At 35.3% G+C, this 17,654-nt stretch carries 17 protein-coding genes; 8 read left to right on the top strand and 9 right to left on the bottom strand.

Features of this window, described 5'->3' with window-relative positions; genetic code table 11:
* Positions 1–226: 226 nt before the first annotated feature.
* A complete protein-coding gene (locus FA045_RS02575; RefSeq protein WP_136874125.1) occupies positions 227–502 on the top strand; it encodes a helix-turn-helix domain-containing protein in 276 nt (91 codons plus the stop codon).
* A 73-nt stretch (positions 503–575) separates the two neighbouring features.
* Here the strand turns inward: FA045_RS02575 and FA045_RS18800 are convergent, their stop codons facing one another.
* On the bottom strand, positions 576–722 hold the full coding sequence (locus FA045_RS18800) for a hypothetical protein (RefSeq protein ID WP_169305005.1): 147 nt from the start codon (positions 720–722) through the stop codon (positions 576–578).
* Positions 723–1,029: 307 nt separating this feature from the next.
* On the opposite strand from FA045_RS18800, the gene FA045_RS02570 reads away from it, so the two are divergent.
* Positions 1,030–2,124 (top strand): hypothetical protein, encoded by a 1,095-nt coding sequence (locus FA045_RS02570; protein WP_136874123.1) that lies wholly within the window; start codon positions 1,030–1,032, stop codon positions 2,122–2,124.
* Positions 2,125–2,312: 188 nt separating this feature from the next.
* Positions 2,313–4,139, top strand: coding sequence for an AAA family ATPase (locus tag FA045_RS02565; protein ID WP_136874121.1), 1,827 nt, complete (start codon positions 2,313–2,315; stop codon positions 4,137–4,139).
* A 281-nt stretch (positions 4,140–4,420) separates the two neighbouring features.
* Here FA045_RS02565 and FA045_RS02560 read toward each other — a convergent pair whose 3' ends face one another.
* Positions 4,421–4,771 (bottom strand): asparagine--tRNA ligase, encoded by a 351-nt coding sequence (locus tag FA045_RS02560; protein ID WP_136874119.1) that lies wholly within the window; start codon positions 4,769–4,771, stop codon positions 4,421–4,423.
* Positions 4,772–4,802: 31 nt separating this feature from the next.
* Entirely contained in the window at positions 4,803–5,012 is a 210-nt protein-coding gene (locus tag FA045_RS02555) for a DUF6965 family protein (RefSeq protein WP_136874117.1), read from the bottom strand.
* Positions 5,013–5,313: 301 nt separating this feature from the next.
* On the opposite strand from FA045_RS02555, the gene FA045_RS02550 reads away from it, so the two are divergent.
* Positions 5,314–5,499 (top strand): hypothetical protein, encoded by a 186-nt coding sequence (locus tag FA045_RS02550; RefSeq protein ID WP_136874115.1) that lies wholly within the window; start codon positions 5,314–5,316, stop codon positions 5,497–5,499.
* Positions 5,500–5,586: 87 nt separating this feature from the next.
* Positions 5,587–5,913: an MGMT family protein gene (locus FA045_RS02545; RefSeq protein WP_136874113.1), complete on the top strand. Its 327-nt coding sequence runs from the start codon at positions 5,587–5,589 to the stop codon at positions 5,911–5,913.
* An 83-nt stretch (positions 5,914–5,996) separates the two neighbouring features.
* Here FA045_RS02545 and FA045_RS02540 read toward each other — a convergent pair whose 3' ends face one another.
* From FA045_RS02540 to FA045_RS02530, 3 genes are all read right to left on the bottom strand, one after another.
* Positions 5,997–6,524, bottom strand: coding sequence for a 4'-phosphopantetheinyl transferase family protein (locus FA045_RS02540; protein ID WP_136874111.1), 528 nt, complete (start codon positions 6,522–6,524; stop codon positions 5,997–5,999).
* A gap of 12 nt (positions 6,525–6,536) precedes the next feature.
* Positions 6,537–6,749 (bottom strand): hypothetical protein, encoded by a 213-nt coding sequence (locus tag FA045_RS02535; RefSeq protein ID WP_136874109.1) that lies wholly within the window; start codon positions 6,747–6,749, stop codon positions 6,537–6,539.
* 401 nt (positions 6,750–7,150) lie between these two features.
* Positions 7,151–8,584 carry a hypothetical protein gene (locus FA045_RS02530; protein WP_136874107.1) on the bottom strand — a complete coding sequence of 478 codons (1,434 nt, stop codon included), beginning with the start codon at positions 8,582–8,584 and terminating at the stop codon, positions 7,151–7,153.
* Between the two features lie 212 nt (positions 8,585–8,796).
* On the opposite strand from FA045_RS02530, the gene FA045_RS02525 reads away from it, so the two are divergent.
* The 3 genes from FA045_RS02525 to FA045_RS02515 are packed head-to-tail and all read left to right on the top strand — an operon-like array spanning position 8,797 to position 11,197.
* Positions 8,797–9,216, top strand: a complete 420-nt coding sequence (locus FA045_RS02525) for a LexA family protein (protein WP_136874105.1) — start codon at positions 8,797–8,799, stop codon at positions 9,214–9,216.
* Positions 9,217–9,219: 3 nt separating this feature from the next.
* Complete coding sequence (locus tag FA045_RS02520) at positions 9,220–10,464, top strand: Y-family DNA polymerase (RefSeq protein WP_136874103.1); 1,245 nt, start codon at positions 9,220–9,222, stop codon at positions 10,462–10,464.
* Positions 10,465–10,468: 4 nt separating this feature from the next.
* Complete coding sequence (locus FA045_RS02515; protein WP_136874101.1) at positions 10,469–11,197, top strand: SOS response-associated peptidase; 729 nt, start codon at positions 10,469–10,471, stop codon at positions 11,195–11,197.
* A gap of 1,131 nt (positions 11,198–12,328) precedes the next feature.
* On the opposite strand, the gene FA045_RS02510 is transcribed toward FA045_RS02515, so the two are convergent.
* The 3 genes from FA045_RS02510 to rfbA all read right to left on the bottom strand — a co-directional run bounded on the left by FA045_RS02510 (position 12,329) and on the right by rfbA (position 17,567).
* On the bottom strand, positions 12,329–13,609 hold the full coding sequence (locus FA045_RS02510; protein ID WP_136874099.1) for a nucleotide sugar dehydrogenase: 1,281 nt from the start codon (positions 13,607–13,609) through the stop codon (positions 12,329–12,331).
* Between the two features lie 283 nt (positions 13,610–13,892).
* Positions 13,893–16,001 (bottom strand): PAS domain S-box protein, encoded by a 2,109-nt coding sequence (locus FA045_RS02505; protein ID WP_136874097.1) that lies wholly within the window; start codon positions 15,999–16,001, stop codon positions 13,893–13,895.
* Between the two features lie 705 nt (positions 16,002–16,706).
* Entirely contained in the window at positions 16,707–17,567 is an 861-nt protein-coding gene (gene rfbA, locus FA045_RS02500) for a glucose-1-phosphate thymidylyltransferase RfbA (RefSeq protein WP_136874095.1), read from the bottom strand.
* Between the last annotated feature and the right edge of the window lie 87 nt (positions 17,568–17,654).

The raw sequence follows: 17,654 nt of genomic DNA, 5'->3' as shown, positions 1-17,654 counted from the left end.
CTGACGACCTTGGGAATCGATATTCAATAGAGCCCACAATGCTATAGTGTATACGAAAGTACACAAAATATCATCATGAGCATTAATCTATTGTCCCTCCCAGTTGCACTTGTCAGAATTTGCAGTCAAGACTCTTTATTAACACCTTTTACCAAATGTAAGTAACAAACAACAATATTCCAAATTTGGAATAATAAAAGTATATTTAATAAAGTCATTTTGTAAAGTGGCGGAACAGTTTATAGATAAAGAATCTTTAGGTTTAATTAGAGAACGTCTTTGGGAAATCTCAAATGCTAAAAAAATCACTTTAGAAGATATTCAAGATAGAACTGATTTTAGTTATAGCCAAGTCTATCGAATAGTTAGGGGTAAAAATAATATTTCGATCAGTGGGTTAATCGAAGTTTGCAGAGCATTAGAAATTCAACCCATTGAAGTTTTCAGTTTCAAAGTGAAAATACCAAATTATCCACCTTTACGAAAAGAGCTAAAACGGTAGTATAAGAAACCCATATACATTTTGTTACAAAATGTTTACGCAATGTATCAAATTTCCCAAAACAATCCAATCATTAATTACCAAAAAGCGTAAATGCAAAAGCAAGCATCCCAATTAGTACAATACCAATAACCAATTCACCCCAAGAGTAAATTCCGTTGTTTTCTTTTGGCACTAGCAGAGAAAACAAATCTGATAGCGCATTTTTTAGTTTATTCATTTTAATCTTGTTTAAAATTTGTTTTTAAACAATGGGTATGATATAGCAAAGTATAAAGTGAATTTACCTTAAACTGGTGATAATTACTAATCACCATCTGTTTTTTTAATATATTCGCCTTACTAAAAACTCAGAGGTCAGCCCATACACCTAGGCAAATATTTTATATAATTGGAATTGGGTTTGAGATAAACGTTGGCATGAACACTTCGCATAGAGTTTTTTATATTACTAGGCTACCATTACTGCAGTCCATCTTTTACAAAAAGCTAAAAGGTGATCAGATTAAGACATTAAATTGAAAAATATGGCACATTGGGACGTACCCCTCACAACAGAGGAATCAGAATTTAATCAGGTTTTTGCGAAATATGGGGGTATCTATATCACTGGTACAAATACAAAGCAGTTAATTGAAACTTGCCTAGAAATTGGTGTCTCAGTTATTACGTCTTTAAATCAGCAAACTCATAGAGATATACCTGTTATTTTTAATGTAATTAAGGATACAACTATTAGTGCAAAAAGCACCCTAATTAATGGTAAATTTTTTATTGGTGTTAATATTGGTGCAATATTGGGCATTTTTAGTTTGTTTTATCGAATGCTGTCCCATCCAGAAATTCTCCCTCATTACGGTAATGTAAAAGCAGAACAATATGATGAAAAGATATATGATGCAAAAACAGGAGATTTGAGAACTATAATGGACTATTCCGAAGAACCTATTTTCCCACGTTGTGATATAAGGCGTGCCCTAGCTGAAACCTTATTTTTTAGTTTTTTACGCATGACCATATTACACGAATATGCACACATATCAAAAGGCCATCTAGCCTTTAAAGAAAAGTATTTTATGTTCAAAAATGCTGAGACGGTAAAATTAGTTAATCCTAATGATGAAAATATTATTTTACAGGGCTTTGAAATAGATGCTGATGCCTTTGCAATTTATGGCTTGTTCTCTCACTTAACGCATTTGTTAGAGAACAAGGGTAAATTAGGTGAATTAACAATTTGCTACACTAACAATCAAAATGCTATCTTTTTAACCTGTTTTGCTATAAGTTGTTCATTTAGAATCTTCGGAAATTTTGATTGGGATATTGATAATTTATCCGAGAAAAAAAATCCGCCTGCCCATGTACGTTTATATGCTGCTTTAGTATTTATAAATAATTATATTAAAGAAAAAAGCATGGTTCCTGAAAATGAGGTGAGAGAGATATTTTTTCATGCAAATAATGAGGCTGAAATAGCATTTAGTAAAATTTCTTTACAAATACCTTCTTTTGAACACGATACTAAAGCCTTAGATCCAGGGACTATGGAACACTATGGCAATATTTATCACAAGTTTTTAGAAATAGAATCTTTGCTAAAAAAAACAGAACCATATTAATGATTTAAAAATTGCGATATCAGCGTACATATTTCACATCTAATAGTTATGTATATTCAATTTGATGTTTTAAATTAATGTGTGGCATTTGTGCTTATAAAAAAGATAACTATATTTACTTACGCTCATCTCTATAAAACCGGAAAAGGTTAATAAAATTCAAAATCAATTCTGATGAGCGCCTTTTTATGGAACTTAAATTAGCATCTAAACTCATCTCCGATATTTATCATATATGTCTAGAATTAAAGCCAGAAAATATTGAATTTGAAGCAATAGATAATTGGCGTAAGGTTATTATGGACTTACACCTTATACGTGCAAAAAATAGTGAAGAGTATAATTTTATGCAAACAATTATTTCCTCATATCATATTTTTCTTGAATCTTTACCTATAATCCAAAAACCCCTTGAAAATCTCAACAATGAAGAAAAAAGAATATTTATCGATCAATTCATTGAGCAATATGAAGTTATCATTTCTAGATTAAAGCAGCTTGAGTTCAATATTTCTTTCTACGAACAATTTGGTTATTTCAACAATAACGTCGTAGCAGTTGGCGCAAATGGAAGCGGAAAAACCTCTCTTGCAGATAATCTAAGAAGCAGTCTGAACAACAATGGCTTAGTAATATCTGCGCAACGTGTGTTATTTATTCCTGAAATTGATAATATACCAAGTCCAGAAAAAAGTGATAAACGATGGACAGACATGAATAAAAAGTCTAGGACATTCAAAGATATTGACGACTTTTTAGAAATAAAAGAAGAATTTGGTTTTGTATTAGGAAACCTCGTGGCTAAACATTGCAATTATGCTGTTAACAGACTTAATGATGCATCAGAAAGTCGTGTTTTATCAGAACTTGAAATAACATTACAAATATGGAATGAAATTTTTGATCATCGTTCATTAAGATTGGTTGATGGCATAAAATTAAAAGTCTATGATCAGGAAGAATCTTATGATCCTTTAAAACTAAGTGAGGGTGAAAAATCTGCTCTTTATTTAATATCACAGGTAATCCAAGCACCCAAAAATGGGTTCATTATAATTGATGAACCAGAAATGTACTTGCATAAAACAATTATTTCTAAAATTTGGAATATTTTAGAAATATATAGGCAAGATTGCACTTTTATCTATCTAACTCACGACTTAGACTTCGCAGTAACCAGAAATACGGCAGCAAAAGTTTGGCTGAAGTCATTTGTATACCCAAACCTATGGGATATAAAAAGAATCCCAGAGAACCTAATACCAGAAAAGCTAATGCTAGAACTTTTGGGGAGCAGAATACCTATTCTTTTTTGCGAGGGAACAAAAAATAGCATAGACCAAAACATATATCAGACACTATTGCCCAACTTTACAATTATGCCAGTTGAGAGTTGCTTAAATGTAATTAATTTCACAAAAGCTTATAATACGATCCCTAATGTTAATACAAAAGCTTACGGTATTATTGACGCAGACCATCATTGTTTTACTAGGCTTGAGAAACTTAAGCTAGATAACATCTTTAGTCTTAAGTTAGCTGAGGTTGAAAACCTGTTCCTTCATGAAAAACTTCTCTTACAACTGGCACCTATTTTCTTTAAGGAAAGCAAAGTCTTACATATCATGGATGAAGTACTAAAGGAACTTGAAAAAGAAAAAATATTACAAGCATCAAGATTCGTTAGTTGTAAGATAAATAATTTCTTTAATGAATCTCATGTAAGTAAAGCAAATTCTTTAGAAAGTATTGAAGTGAATTTCATAGATTTTAACACCAAAATTGAAATTAAACGATGGTTCGAAGAACGTTTAACTTACATTGAAGATATTATCAAGCGTAATGATTATAATGCAGCTATCTCAATTTATAATAACAAAGGGCTAAAACGTATTGTAGAGCGAAACTTCTCAAAGCCTGAATACACTGACTTTGTACTTAAATATTTATCAAAAAACAATGATATAAAACAAATTGTCCGAGATTTACTACCGCAAGAATTAGTGAATGCATAAATAATTTTTTGGCTTTGATTAAAGTTCGCTAATGCAATCTTGTTGCTTGTAAAAACAAACCTAACTTTTATTAATTAGTATTTGTCTATGCTGTTTGGTATAGCCTGTATTATACCCGCTGTAAAATGGGTAAATTTATTCACCAGATTGATTTATCATTTAATAAAGGTTGCTTTGTCTTAATAATTAGGCTGTTTGAGATGTTCTAAAAGGCATTTCGTACTCTCTATCAAGGGGCTTTGCAATCCCCTTACAAACCCTTTCTAAAGTTTTATATAGTGTTATTTATCAACATTAATTTGCTTAACTTCATTCAAAACAATTTGAGGTTTATCATTGTACAAAACCAATTTACCCGTAACACAAACCTTTTTGTTTAAATAGGTTTTTTCCGGTTCATTAAATTTCGCTAAGTCTGCTTTATAAATTACAACGGTTAATAATTGTTTAGGAAAAGCAGCGCCCATATTAATGAGCGTTAAGCCACCAAGCGCTCTGGTGGTGTACACAGAATCGCAAATCGTTACAGTTTCGCCAATGTATTTATCAACCGCTACAATTTCAATTTTGCTTTGGCTTTTAGCTGCTATGCAAATCAATTGTAGAAGTGCTAATGAGTAAAGTTTTTTCATAGCTAAATTTAACAATTAAATATGAGGTTAACTACAAGTTTGATTCAACCAATAATTTGAAAGCCAACAAACGATCTAACAATGGCTGGCTAATCGTGGTGATTTGTTCGTTACGTAACGGCGAGAAATGACTTTCCAAAAATAATTCCACATCGTTAATTTTGGTGGCAGGATTTAAATATAAGGGTGCAGTTGGTAATTCTACATTTTTAAACCATTGCTCTAATTCATCAATTTTCATGGCGCAATTTTAGCATATCCTCTATGATTTATCACTAGGCATCAACGAGTAAATTCCTCCACAATCCCACTAAATTCTATTGCACAATTCCACATCAAATAAGCTAAAACTAGGTTTAAGAGCCAATACATCAATCGGCATCATATTCTCATAGGTTGTATTACCTAAATGAAAAACCATTTACAACATCTTACTTTGTGCTTTGCTATTTTGTAGCATTGCAAACAACCTCAATGCCCAAAAGAAATATAAAGTTTATCAATATTTTACGTATGGCAACAAAAAGAAATCAATTACAGGTATGATCACCAAAATAACAAATTCTAACTACAGGGGTGAAAACTTAACATGGGTGTATATTGGTGAGACCATTATCCATGTTTGGAAAAAAGATTTAAACCCAAAGATAGCAGTTGGTAATATGTACAAATTTACAGGGATCAGGAGGCTTGCTGGCTATAAGCACATCATCAAAAAAGACCCATAATACGTGCAGTACATTAAGTTGTTAATAATATAAAACGCTCCTTTAGCTTGTTTAGGTATTAACCTTTTCTTGAGGTATATTTGCATTATGCAGCCTTCATTCTATGAACAGGTCCACCAGATTACAAAATTGATCCCAAAAGGTAGAGTTACTACCTATGGTGCTATTGCCAAGGCACTAGGCGCAGCACGTTCTTCAAGAATGGTTGGCACCGCAATGATGCATGCTCACGATCCACGATTAGATGTGCCAGCCCATAGGGTCGTTAACCATATTGGCCTACTTACAGGCAAACACCATTTCGATAACCCAAACCAAATGCAAGTGCTGTTGGAAAGCGAAGGCATCATAATCATCAACGATCAGGTAAAAGATTTTAAAAAATTATTTTGGAATCCCCTAGAAGAAATCTGACCAAGGGATATAGTAGCTTCCCCTAATTTGAGTAAAGCTACAACACATGTATATCATTGCATTTTAAAGAGTTGCTCGTTTTTTCATGAGCAGTTCAAGTAAGCAACTGCCAGGTAATGCCCATGATGGCTAACTGAAGCTAAATGTTTTAATCCGTCTTGTTTAGTCAAAAGTAAAGGGAGGCCATTCTTATCTTTTTTTAATTCCAAATCACAATGCTTTAAATTAAAAGCCGAAAGGTAATCAGTTGTATTAGGCAATAAATGGGTGCAAATCTTATCAAGGTACTGTTGGCTGTTTGCGGCAACCGTATGCAGGTTAGTACTATCCATAACCGTTTTTGAATAAAATCTTTCTTCCATGTAATCAACCTCCCCATTTAACGCACAATTAAACAATAATGGATTAAACAACAAATTGGTATTTCTACCTATCGCTTTATAAGCTGCCTCCTTCATACTCCAGAATTGCCAAACTATTACATTAAGGTCTTTTGAAGAAAAAATCAATTCTTGTTCACCCAAGGTAAACACCTTTTTCAAATAACCTTTTCTTTTCCAATTGCTGTCTTTAGCAGCCTTGGCCAAATCAACAATATCATTTCCGATCATTTTAATTATTGATTACATTTCTTTTTCTTCAATGAGTTCACCCAATTGGTTTGCAAAATCGGCACCCATTAAATCTGCCGTTACCCATTTTACCGAAGTATCATCATTTATGATTGGTTCAATCTCTCCTAAATAATTTGCGCCATCAAAAATTTTAAAGTTCCCATTTTCTTGGGGTTGTACGGTAAATAAAACACCTGTTAATTCTATTTCAAATGGCTCCATAGTTTATAGTTTTTACATTATATGGTATCGGCTTCATTACTAGCTAACTTAGTTTTATTAACTATAAATAAATATAATCTTTTATTCTGAAAAAAGTAAAGGATTTGTCTGTGGGTCAAATTTATATGCATCAAATATTTATACGTTATGTTAAACATCATTCTTACAAAATTCTGCATGACATTGCGGATGTTCATCAAAGGATTTTAAAGCCCACTTGAAAAACCTTTACAAAACGGCATGCTTGCATTAATTTATGAATGAAGCAAAAATAAATATCACTGATTGGCATCATTTGTTGTAGGTTCAAGCAAGGTAGACTGCATCCAAAGATGAAAATAATTGGAAACGCAAAGAGCTAAGAATGCCCCTTAGAATGGCAAAAATTGAAGTCTATTTTTTTATTTTGTTTTTGAAAGTTTAGCCACTTTGTTGTAACTCTTAGTTAAAGTTTCCTCGCTGTGAGCACGCCCCTCATTTAAAAAAACATTCTTAATAACTATACTTTCCTTATTGTTATAGTTAATTTTAATATCAAATAAATGGTATGCTGCTACGCCACTAAAAAAAGAAAGGTTTAATTTTCCAGCTGAATTTGGCGCTATACTAGCATCAACTGTTGTAGTTAAATTATATTCCTTTTCTGTTGGCCTAATTTTGATGTTGTGCACTGTCTGATAGTCAGATGCATAATCACCGCCAACTTCCAATTGATATAAAAGTGTAATAAAATTGAATTTAACGGTTTCTCGTTTCCAAGTACCATCTGGCAATTGCCCTTCGAATGACATTAAACCTACCACTCTTCCTTCGCCTCTTTTAAACTTACCAAAAACTCCCATTTTGTAATATTTGTCTAAACTATCAAGATCATAAACGTATTTTTCTAATCTATCTATATCCAACTCCTTCCTAAAGAATGGTCTCATTGTCTGCTCAACGCTGTTTCCATAGAAATGGGAGTCGTCATCTGTTGGTTTAACTTCAGCAATTTTGAGCATGTGTTTAAATGGACCTTTAAAATTTAGGGGCTCATCAATACTTTGCAGATTAAATGTCATCTTGATATTTCTAGCAATGCCAAAACCTTCATTAAAAATCGGCAGTTTTAATGCAGTACCCAGTCCAAACACCAAATTTGGGTACAAATTTTTTCTGCTTTTTTTAACAACTACACTTATATCATGAATGAGCATATTCCGTCCAGAATTATTATTTATCTTTACTACAAGAGTAGGATTGTCTACTTTAAAAGTTTCCACCCCCTCACCGTCATCGGCTTTTATAAAACATTTATCATTTACATTTTCTTCAAAAGTTAGGTTTGTCAACTCGTTTTGGTTTAGATATTTCGCTGGATCTGAAGGTTGATATGTTTGCACTGGTAAAACTTGATGAACTTCTACACCAGAACCATAGTTAACATTTTGAATAATATATTTAGTTCCACATGGATTTGTCAAGGGAGATATATTAATATCAATCTCATCATTACTCATTTTGATATAATCTATGGCTTCTTCCTCTCCCATTACATCACCACTCTGTGGCCTGTAATATAGATTACTTGTAGAGAAAATGGTATTCAGATCTTTATTTAAAATGTTTTTCTTTGACAAGCTTAAGGTCTCAAATTCATTAGACTTAAACTTGCTCCAAACACTCATCAATACATCTGGATGAATAATACAAAAACCTAAGCATGGCAATACAAAAACTATAAATATTGCGTAATATTTGTTTTGATTAAGAAAAGACTTTTTTTGTTGCAATAATGCTCTATAATGTTCAACAAAATTTTTAGTACTTTTTTGGGGGATAGATTGCTTTGCCATGAAATATCAGTGAGTTAGTTAATCTTATATTAGTAAAAATAATTTTTTATTTGCCTAATTTCAATTACTTTAACAAGTATATTCACATACTAGCCCTTAAGTACTAGTTCTTTAGCAGTATATCGACCATAAGTTACTCACATTTTGTGACTAATTTAGCTTAAACATTTTACTAATATTTTTAGTAATATTGCTAACTAATTTTGTTAGCTATGATACGTGAAATTGAAATCCCAAGAAATGAATTTGTAGATACCTTGGCCAACCCAGGTAAGGTTTCGGGTTTTGTTAGTCCGGCGGAAGATTACGCACAAAAGCGCCTACACATTGCCCAGAGATTAGTAAACGATCCTATTAACACCTTCTATTTTGAAGCCGATGATGACCAGATGCGTTATTTCGGAATCAGGAAAGGAAGTATCATTGTGGTAGACAAAAGTGTAAATGTAAAAAGCGGAATGTTGGTTGTTTGTTGCGTGGATGAGGAATGGCTTACGAGAAAACTTTGCATTCGGGGCAACAGCCAATTCTTATGCATTAATGATAATTTTGAAGCCTGCTTAAATATTACTGGCCGCCAGATCACTATATTTGGTGCAGTGACCTGGACTTGTTTACCGCATAGCAATTAGACCATGTTTGGCTTGGCAGATTGCAATAATTTTTACGCCAGTTGTGAAAGGCTATTCCAACCGCAGCTCAATGGGATGCCCATTGTGGTATTGAGCAACAACGATGGTTGTGTAATTGCCCGCAGTAATGAGGCCAAGGCGCTGGGCGTAAAAATGGGTGCTGTATTTTACCAGATCAAAGACCTGATTGCGCAGCATCAAATAGCGGTATTTTCTAGTCATTATACTTTATATGGCGATATGAGCGCAAGGGTAATGACCAACTTAGCTCGCTTTACGCCAGAAGTAGAAGTTTACAGCATTGATGAATGTTTTTTGGGTTTGCAAGGTTATAGCAATTTGGAAGCTTACGGACATTTGGTGCGCAATACAGTAATAAAAAATACGGGTATCCCAATTAGTCTTGGCATCGCACCAACTAAGGTATTAGCAAAAGTAGCTAACAAAACAGCTAAAAAAAAAAATGGTGTAATGGTATTGGATACCGATGATAAAATTAAACAAATCCTCACTACATACCCTGTTGAAGATTTATGGGGCATCGGGCGGCAGTATGCACACAAACTGATTGCCATGGGAATTGAAACAGCCGAGCAGCTGCGAAACCTGCCGATTGATTGGGTACAAACCCACATGACCATTGTTGGGGTGCGCCTCTGGCGAGAACTTTGGGGTGAAAGCTGTATACCATTGGAATTAACATTAGACCGCAAAAAGGCGATGTGTACCAGCAGGGCATTTGGTAAATTAACTGGAGATTATACTGAGTTGAGAGAAGCAACAGCAAGTTACATGAGCAGATTGGCGCTTAAGCTGCGGCGTGAGCAATGTTGCGCTACAGCCATTACTGTAAAGCTGCAAACCAACCGTTTTAACCCTAACCATCGGCAAACTTTTCCATCTATAACCTTGGCCCTGCTTCATCCTGTAAACAACACGCATGATTTGGTAAAGACAGCGTTGGAAGGTCTAAGGAAAATTTACGTAAGAGGTTATCTTTTTCAAAAAGTAGAGGTAATGGCTACAGGCTTAATTCCCGAAACAGAAGTGCAATTAAATATGTTTAGTGAATATAAAGGTGCAGCACATGATAAATTGAGCAAAATAATGGATAACTTAAACGCTCATTTTGGAGCTGGCACTTTAAGAATGGCTACTGAAGGCCAGAAACAAAGATGGACATTGAGAAGGGAGTTTTTAAGTCCTGAATACACCACCAATTGGAACGATATTATAAAAACAAAATGATAATATGTGCGCAAGGTATACCTTAACAGCAGAAGACAAGGAAATTTTAAAAGCACATCCTTTAAAGGGGTTGGAGGGTTATCAACCAGATCCAAATATTGCAATTACAGACAAAGGCTTGATCATCACTTCAGATGAACCAGACCGCATACAACATATGCACTTTGGCATTGTACCGCACAATGCGCTGTCTAACAAACTTACCTATGATACTTGGAACATCCGTTCGGAAGAAGTAATGGATAAAAAAACCTACCGCCCATTATTGGTAAACCGCAAAACCTGCCTAATCATCAGCGATGGTTTTATCGAATGGAAAGAAGAAGCGGATGGCAAAGACCCCTATCATTTTACCTTGCTCGGTCGAAAAGAAAAAACATTCTGCTTTGCAGGGCTGTGGAGCCAATGGATGGATCCTGAGACAAATGAACCTTACAGAACTTATGGAATAATGACCACTACCTCCAACGAAACTGTTGGCAGGGTACATACAAAAAAAAGAATGCCGGTGATTCTGCCCCGTAATCAAGAACTGAAATGGTTAGATAAAAATAAGAGCATCGATGAGCTCTTGGCCATGTGTGTTCCCTATCCCGATTCTTTGATGGTAGCTACTAAACTCAACCGTGATATCAATGCTGTTTCTACCAAGAAAAAACCCAATAAAGGGATTGATTTATTGAAACCTTTAAATACTGATGAAGAGCCTAAGCAGGGAGATTTGGGTTTGTGATATTAAAATTACAAATAGCAGTCAAACCTATAATCCGCGTCATCCTCACGCAGGTGGGGATCTTAATGCGGTAGCTATTATGCATATTCCCTCTATCCTCCTAGTGCATTACGATGCCCAGAAAAACCTGTCTCGAATTTACTTCGCGAAGCTGAGCATGACGAACTCTTTTTTCTTCCGCGTCATCCTCATGCAAGTGGGGATCTTAATGCGGTAGCTACTCTGTATATTTCCTCTATCATCTTACTCCATTACCAGGGCAAGAAAACTTATCCCAAATTTACTTCGGAAAGCTGAGCATGACGGATTTTGATTATGAAGTGGGGCATCATGAAATCCTCTTGCTAAATAGATTGCCGCGTCGCTGCGCTTCCCTCGCAATGAAGAAACCTTCTTATTTCGCGTCATCCCCAAGCAGATGGAGATCTTAATGCGGTAGTTAGGTCAGCGATTTCAACCGCCCACTCATAGCATCCGATTGCCAGTCGCGTGTTCCGAATTTACTTCGGAAAGCTGGCAATGACGAAACCCTCTTATTCCGCGTCATCCCGATACAATCGGGATCTTAATGCGGTAGCTGTGGTGTAAATTCCCTTTATCCTCTTAGTTGACGCAAACCTAAGCAAATGGGTTAAAAGCACAACCCTTCAGTCCCTCTCATTTGGAGAGGGAGGCAATGCATTAACATACCACAATTGCTTTCACAGGGTGAGGCCTATTAGAAATATTTACACTTACAACAAAGAATAAAAAGTAGGCATCACGAAATCCTCTTGCTAGATAGATTGCCGCGTCGCTGCGCTTCCCTCGCAATGACGAAACCTTCTTATTTCGCGTCATCCTCACGCATGTGGGGATCTTAATGCGGTAGCTGTGGTGTAAATTCCCTCTATCCTCCTAGTTGCCGCAAAACCTAAAGCAAATGGGTTAAAAGCACAACCCTTCAGTCCCTCTCTTTTGGAGAGGGAGGCAATGCATTAACATACCAAAATTGCTTTCACAGGGTGAGGCCTATTAGAAATACCTACACTTACAACAAAGAATAAAAAGTTATAAATGAACTGCTAGCTAGATTGCCGCGTCGCTGCGCTTCCCTGGCAATCACGGATAAATTAAGGACTTATCTTCTCCTTACAACCTTGCATCCACTAAATCCCTATCTATAAAGGATTTTGTATCAAAAATTATTGCGCCTTTATCTTTATACGTCTTAAAATCAATGGTTAAAAACTGTTGGTGAGCAACCGCAAGTACAATTGCATCATAATGATCCTCGAGTTCATCCCTCAATTGAAATTGGTATTCTTTAAACACTTTTTTTGGATCAGCCCATGGATCAAATACATCAACTCCCATCGAATAAGATTTAAGCTCATGGTAAATATCTATTACCTTAGTATTCCTCGTATCTGGACAATTTTCCTTAAAAGCAAAACCCAAGATCAAAACCTTCGCCCCTTTAATCATGATGTCTTTGGCAATTAACATTTTAATTACCTTTTCGGCCACAAATTTCCCCATATTATCGTTTACACGCCTGCCAGATAAAATCACTTCTGGTTGGTAACCTAAAGTTTCAGATTTATAAGCCAAATAATAAGGATCAACCCCAATACAGTGCCCACCTACTAAGCCGGGTTTATAGGGTAAAAAATTCCATTTTGTGGCAGCAGCTGCCAAAACATCGGAAGTGTCAATTCCCATTCGATCAAAAATCAGGGCCAATTCATTTACAAAAGAAATGTTTACATCTCTCTGCGCATTTTCAATAGCTTTTGATGCCTCGGCAACTTTAATGCTTGGTGCCAAATGGGTACCTGCAGTGATAATGCTTGCATAGAGTTCATCTACAGTTTGTGCAATTGCAGGAGTAGAACCAGCGGTAACCTTTTTTATTGTAGTAAGGGTATTTACTTTATCCCCAGGATTGATTCGCTCAGGCGAATAACCACAGTAAAAATCTTGATTATAGCTTAAACCCGAATGTTTTTCTAAAATAGGCACACAATCTTCTTCGGTACAACCCGGATAAACAGTTGATTCATAAATGACTAAATCGCCTTTTTTGAGCAACCCACCAACCATTTCAGAAGCTAGTAACAATGGTTTTAAATCAGGCATTTTATGCTGATCAATGGGTGTAGGAACGGTGATGATAAAAACAGTACAAGCTGATAAATCGGCTAACTGCGCCGAAAGAGTTAAGCCTGTACTTAAGCTGTGAGTAGTTAAAACACTTGCTAAAGCTTCTAAATCTGCTTCTAATGTTTGATCGATTTGCTCTCTAAGCTCTTTTATTCGGTTTTTGTTGATATCAAAACCAATTACTTTATATTTTTTTGCAAATTCTATAGCCAGAGGTAAACCTACGTAACCTAAACCTATAATTGCAATTTGTTTTTTACTAGTCATTAAAGCTTTAAAAGCTACAAATATATTTATATTATTTCGATCGTTCAGGCTTTTTAAATTTGCATCCTTTACGAGGATCGGGGACATACATACATTGTCTTGTATTAAGGAGTTCTGAAACCTTTAAAACTTCGAGGCAAAATTGAAGTATAGATCAAGCATAGATGAAGCATAGATCAAGTATAGATGAAGTATAGTTGATGCGTAGTTAGGCCTTTTAGCAATTTAGATTAAAACGTTAACAAAGCGCAAGCTAAATGAGCTCATCTTATCTTATAAGTTATTATTTATCTATTTTTGTTTTAGCGGTTATTTCTTTGATGATCCCATCTAATTCATCAGCGCTTGAAGATATCTTTTCTAACACCCACTTTTGTTCGGCTTGATTTGCTGAACTTTCTACAATAGAAACCAAGCCCTGTATTCGTGCCAAGGGCGCCCTAAAAATGTGAGATTGTATCCAAGACACTTCTTTTAGCTTTTGATTTTGTTTCTCAATGGCCAGTACGTATTTTTCTTGTTCGGTCACATCATCAGCAATCACAATTTTTGCTGGTCTGCCTTTAAATAGTATCGTGGTGCTTCTTATCTCTACTCGTATCAGTTCTCCATTCTTTTTTTTATGGGTAAATAACCCTTTTGAGGTAAATCGATTACCCCTATTTTGTTTATGAATTAAATTTTTAGTTCGATCAAACTCCTCTTCCGGCCGGATATCAAAAATCGACATCTTTAAAAATTCTTTTAAACTGTAACCGTAATGTTTTACTGCAGCTCTATTTACCGCTAAAAATTTAAAGGTATCCATATCAAATACCCATTTCGGAATTGGACTAAGCTGAAAGAGGTCACTGTAACGTTTTTCTGAATCGATAATTTCCTTCTCATTTATTTTCCGCTGCGTAATATCTTTGAAATATACCGAGAGCCCATTGGCAGAAGGATAAGCACTGATCTCATACCATGTTTGTAAGGCCTCATAAAAAGCCTCAAAATGTACCTCTTGCTGGTTATTTACTGCCCAATGGTATTTTTCATAAAAATCTGTCTCAATGGTATCTGCATATACATCCCAAAGATTTTGCCCCAGTATTTCTGCTCTAGTTTTATGCAGTAAAAGTTCGGCTCTTCCGTTCCAATACGTTACATTCCAATTTACATCTAGTGCAAAAAAGGCATCGCCAATGCTTTCTAATATTTCTATTTTTTCACGCATGGTAGCCAAGGCGAGTAGTTCAGATCTTTTTCTGGCATCAATATCCTGAAAGCTGCCCCTTATCCGCGTACAAGCTGATCCGTTAAACTCAGCCTTACCAATTACCCTAACCCAACGAACATTATTTTTGGTGGTTAAAATTTCTAATTCAAAATCGAAAGGCTCACCATCATGCATTGTTTTTTGAAGGTTCTGGTAACAATCATTTAGTGCATCCTTATCCTTAAAAAAGTTCGATAAATTTGCTATTGTTGGTATTTCATCTTCTTCATTAAATTCAAAAATTTGTCTGGTTACGGTAGAACAGCTAATTTTGTCATGAACATAATCATAATCCCAGCCGCCAATACCAGCAAGGTGAGTGGCACTCTGCAATAAATTCTCCAATTCTTTTTGTGCTGTTACATCTCTTTCAATTGCAATCCAATGGGTATAATTTCCTTGATGATCTGCCATTGGCGAAATGGAAAGATCAACCCAAAACTCTTCGCCATTTTTTTTGTAATTCACAATCGTAATCTCGCAAGACTCCCATCTACTCATACACTCACTAAGCCGGTCAATTTCTGATTGTGCTGTATTAGGCCCTTGCAAAAACCTGGGCGATTTACCTATAACTTCGCTAAGTGTATAGCCAGTCATTGCGGTAAAAGCAGCATTTACATAAATGATTTTAGAGCTCGGTGGGTTGTAGCTAACTTCAGTAATCACTACCGCATCCTTAATATTGGTAACTACCGATTCAAACCATACCATTTTATAGAGCTGATCTTCGGCAAGTGTTTTAACCGCTTCAACTGCTTTAGCCGCTGCAAAATGGACGGTAATTGCTTGCACATCTTCATCTTGCAATAAATTAATTAAGGTACAATCTATGCTAACTTCATGTCCAGATAAATGTAAAATTTGGAGTTTTACTTTTTTTGCCTGAGCAGGTGCTGCATATACTTCATCTAATGTAGATTGGAGTTGCTGTGCAGATTCTTTGGCACATATAGATAGTAAGTTGAAATGTTGGTTGCTAAGTATATAGCCAATAAGCGCTGTTGCAGATGAATTAAGGAAAATGACCTGCATTTTTTGATCAACCAGCATCATTCCCTCTAAGCTATTCATAAACAGCTTGGCAAGCAGTGCATGGTTTTTAGATAAGTTTGTGTAGTTAGAGATTGCCATATTTTCCTAAAATCAGTACTATTTTCTACTTTACACACGATGGCGTTTTTGATCAAAGATATAGGTATAAAACAATAATCCTATAGTTTGCCACACCATTTATCATACTTATAATTAAATTTTTTAATTGAAACGACAACAAGTTACAATAAATTTTTCATAACAGTTTTGTTGCATAGCACTATTTAAATTAAAAAGTTGAGTTTGATGAATAAAGTGAGCTTAGATGCTATTTAAAAAGTCTATTAAGGATTATAACCACCCCGCCTTTCAGGCACCCCTCCAAAGGAGGGGAATGGAAGGTAGCAATTCTCTCACTGAGGGCTGTCTTGCATAACAGACCCTGAAATAAATCCGATAGCTTTGGGATTAGGGCAACGTAACTCTACAGAAAGAGCCTAAATTTAATGTTATGACCTGAGTTCTATAATTAATCTGTAATTGGGCTTCACATAAGCAGTTTATTACGGGTTTAACCACCCCGCCTTTCAGGCACCCCTCCAAAGGAGGGTAAGGGAGGTCGCAATTCCCTCCGACACGTCGGAGGGTGGTCGCAGACCAGGGTGTTATTTAATGTTAAGGAATAATTGAACCCTAGATTATTACCTAAAATGAATAACAAAAAAGCACCAGCAAGGCATATTATTTAACCTTTGCTAGTGCTTTTAAATTACCAGCCTATTGGTTGGCAATGCTATTTTATAGTTATTTAATTATCCTTAATAAATATTCTCCATAACCACTTTTAACTAAAGGAGTAGCAATTTTTTTAAGTTCTTCTGCTGTAATGAAACCCATACGATAAGCAATTTCTTCTATACAACCGATTTTTAAGCCTTGACGTTCTTCTATAATTTGTACAAACTGGCCTGCCTGCATTAAAGATGTAAATGTTCCAGTATCTAACCATGCTGTACCTCTACTCAAAACACCAACTTTAAGTTTACCTTGCTCTAAATACACTTTGTTTACATCAGTAATCTCATATTCGCCACGTGGCGATGGTTTGATATTTTTAGCGATTTCTACTACAGAATTGTCGTAAAAATATAAACCTGGAACCGCATAATCTGATTTAGGCGCCGTTGGCTTTTCTTCAATCGAAATTGCCTTTTTGTTTTCATCAAACTCCACTACACCATAACGTTCTGGATCATGAACCTGATAAGCAAATACCACCCCTCCATCTGGATCTGAACTAGCTTGCAACAATTTAGCCATTCCATCACCATGAAAAATGTTATCGCCCAATACTAAAGCTACTTTATCATTACCAATAAAATCTGCTCCAATTACAAATGCTTGAGCTAAACCATTTGGCTCATGTTGTACTGCATAGCTAAATTTACAACCAATGTTACTTCCATCACCTAATAATTTTTCGAAATTAGGTAAATCATGCGGGGTTGAAATGATCAATACCTCTTTAATACCCGCTAACATTAAGGTAGACAATGGATAATAAATCATCGGTTTATCATAAACCGGCATCATTTGTTTACTGCATGCTAATGTTAATGGATGCAAACGTGTGCCACTGCCACCTGCTAAGATTATGCCTTTCATATTTATATAGATTTGAGTATGGAGATATGAAGTTATTCATATCAGATCAATATTTATGTTTATTTATTTGATGAACCAACGACTAAA

Origin of the sequence: Pedobacter cryotolerans (assembly GCF_005116475.1) — a bacterium.
GTDB lineage: Bacteria > Bacteroidota > Bacteroidia > Sphingobacteriales > Sphingobacteriaceae > Pedobacter > Pedobacter cryotolerans.
Note: the sequence above shows the minus strand (reverse complement) of the source record. Positions and strands in the feature narration are given on the sequence as shown.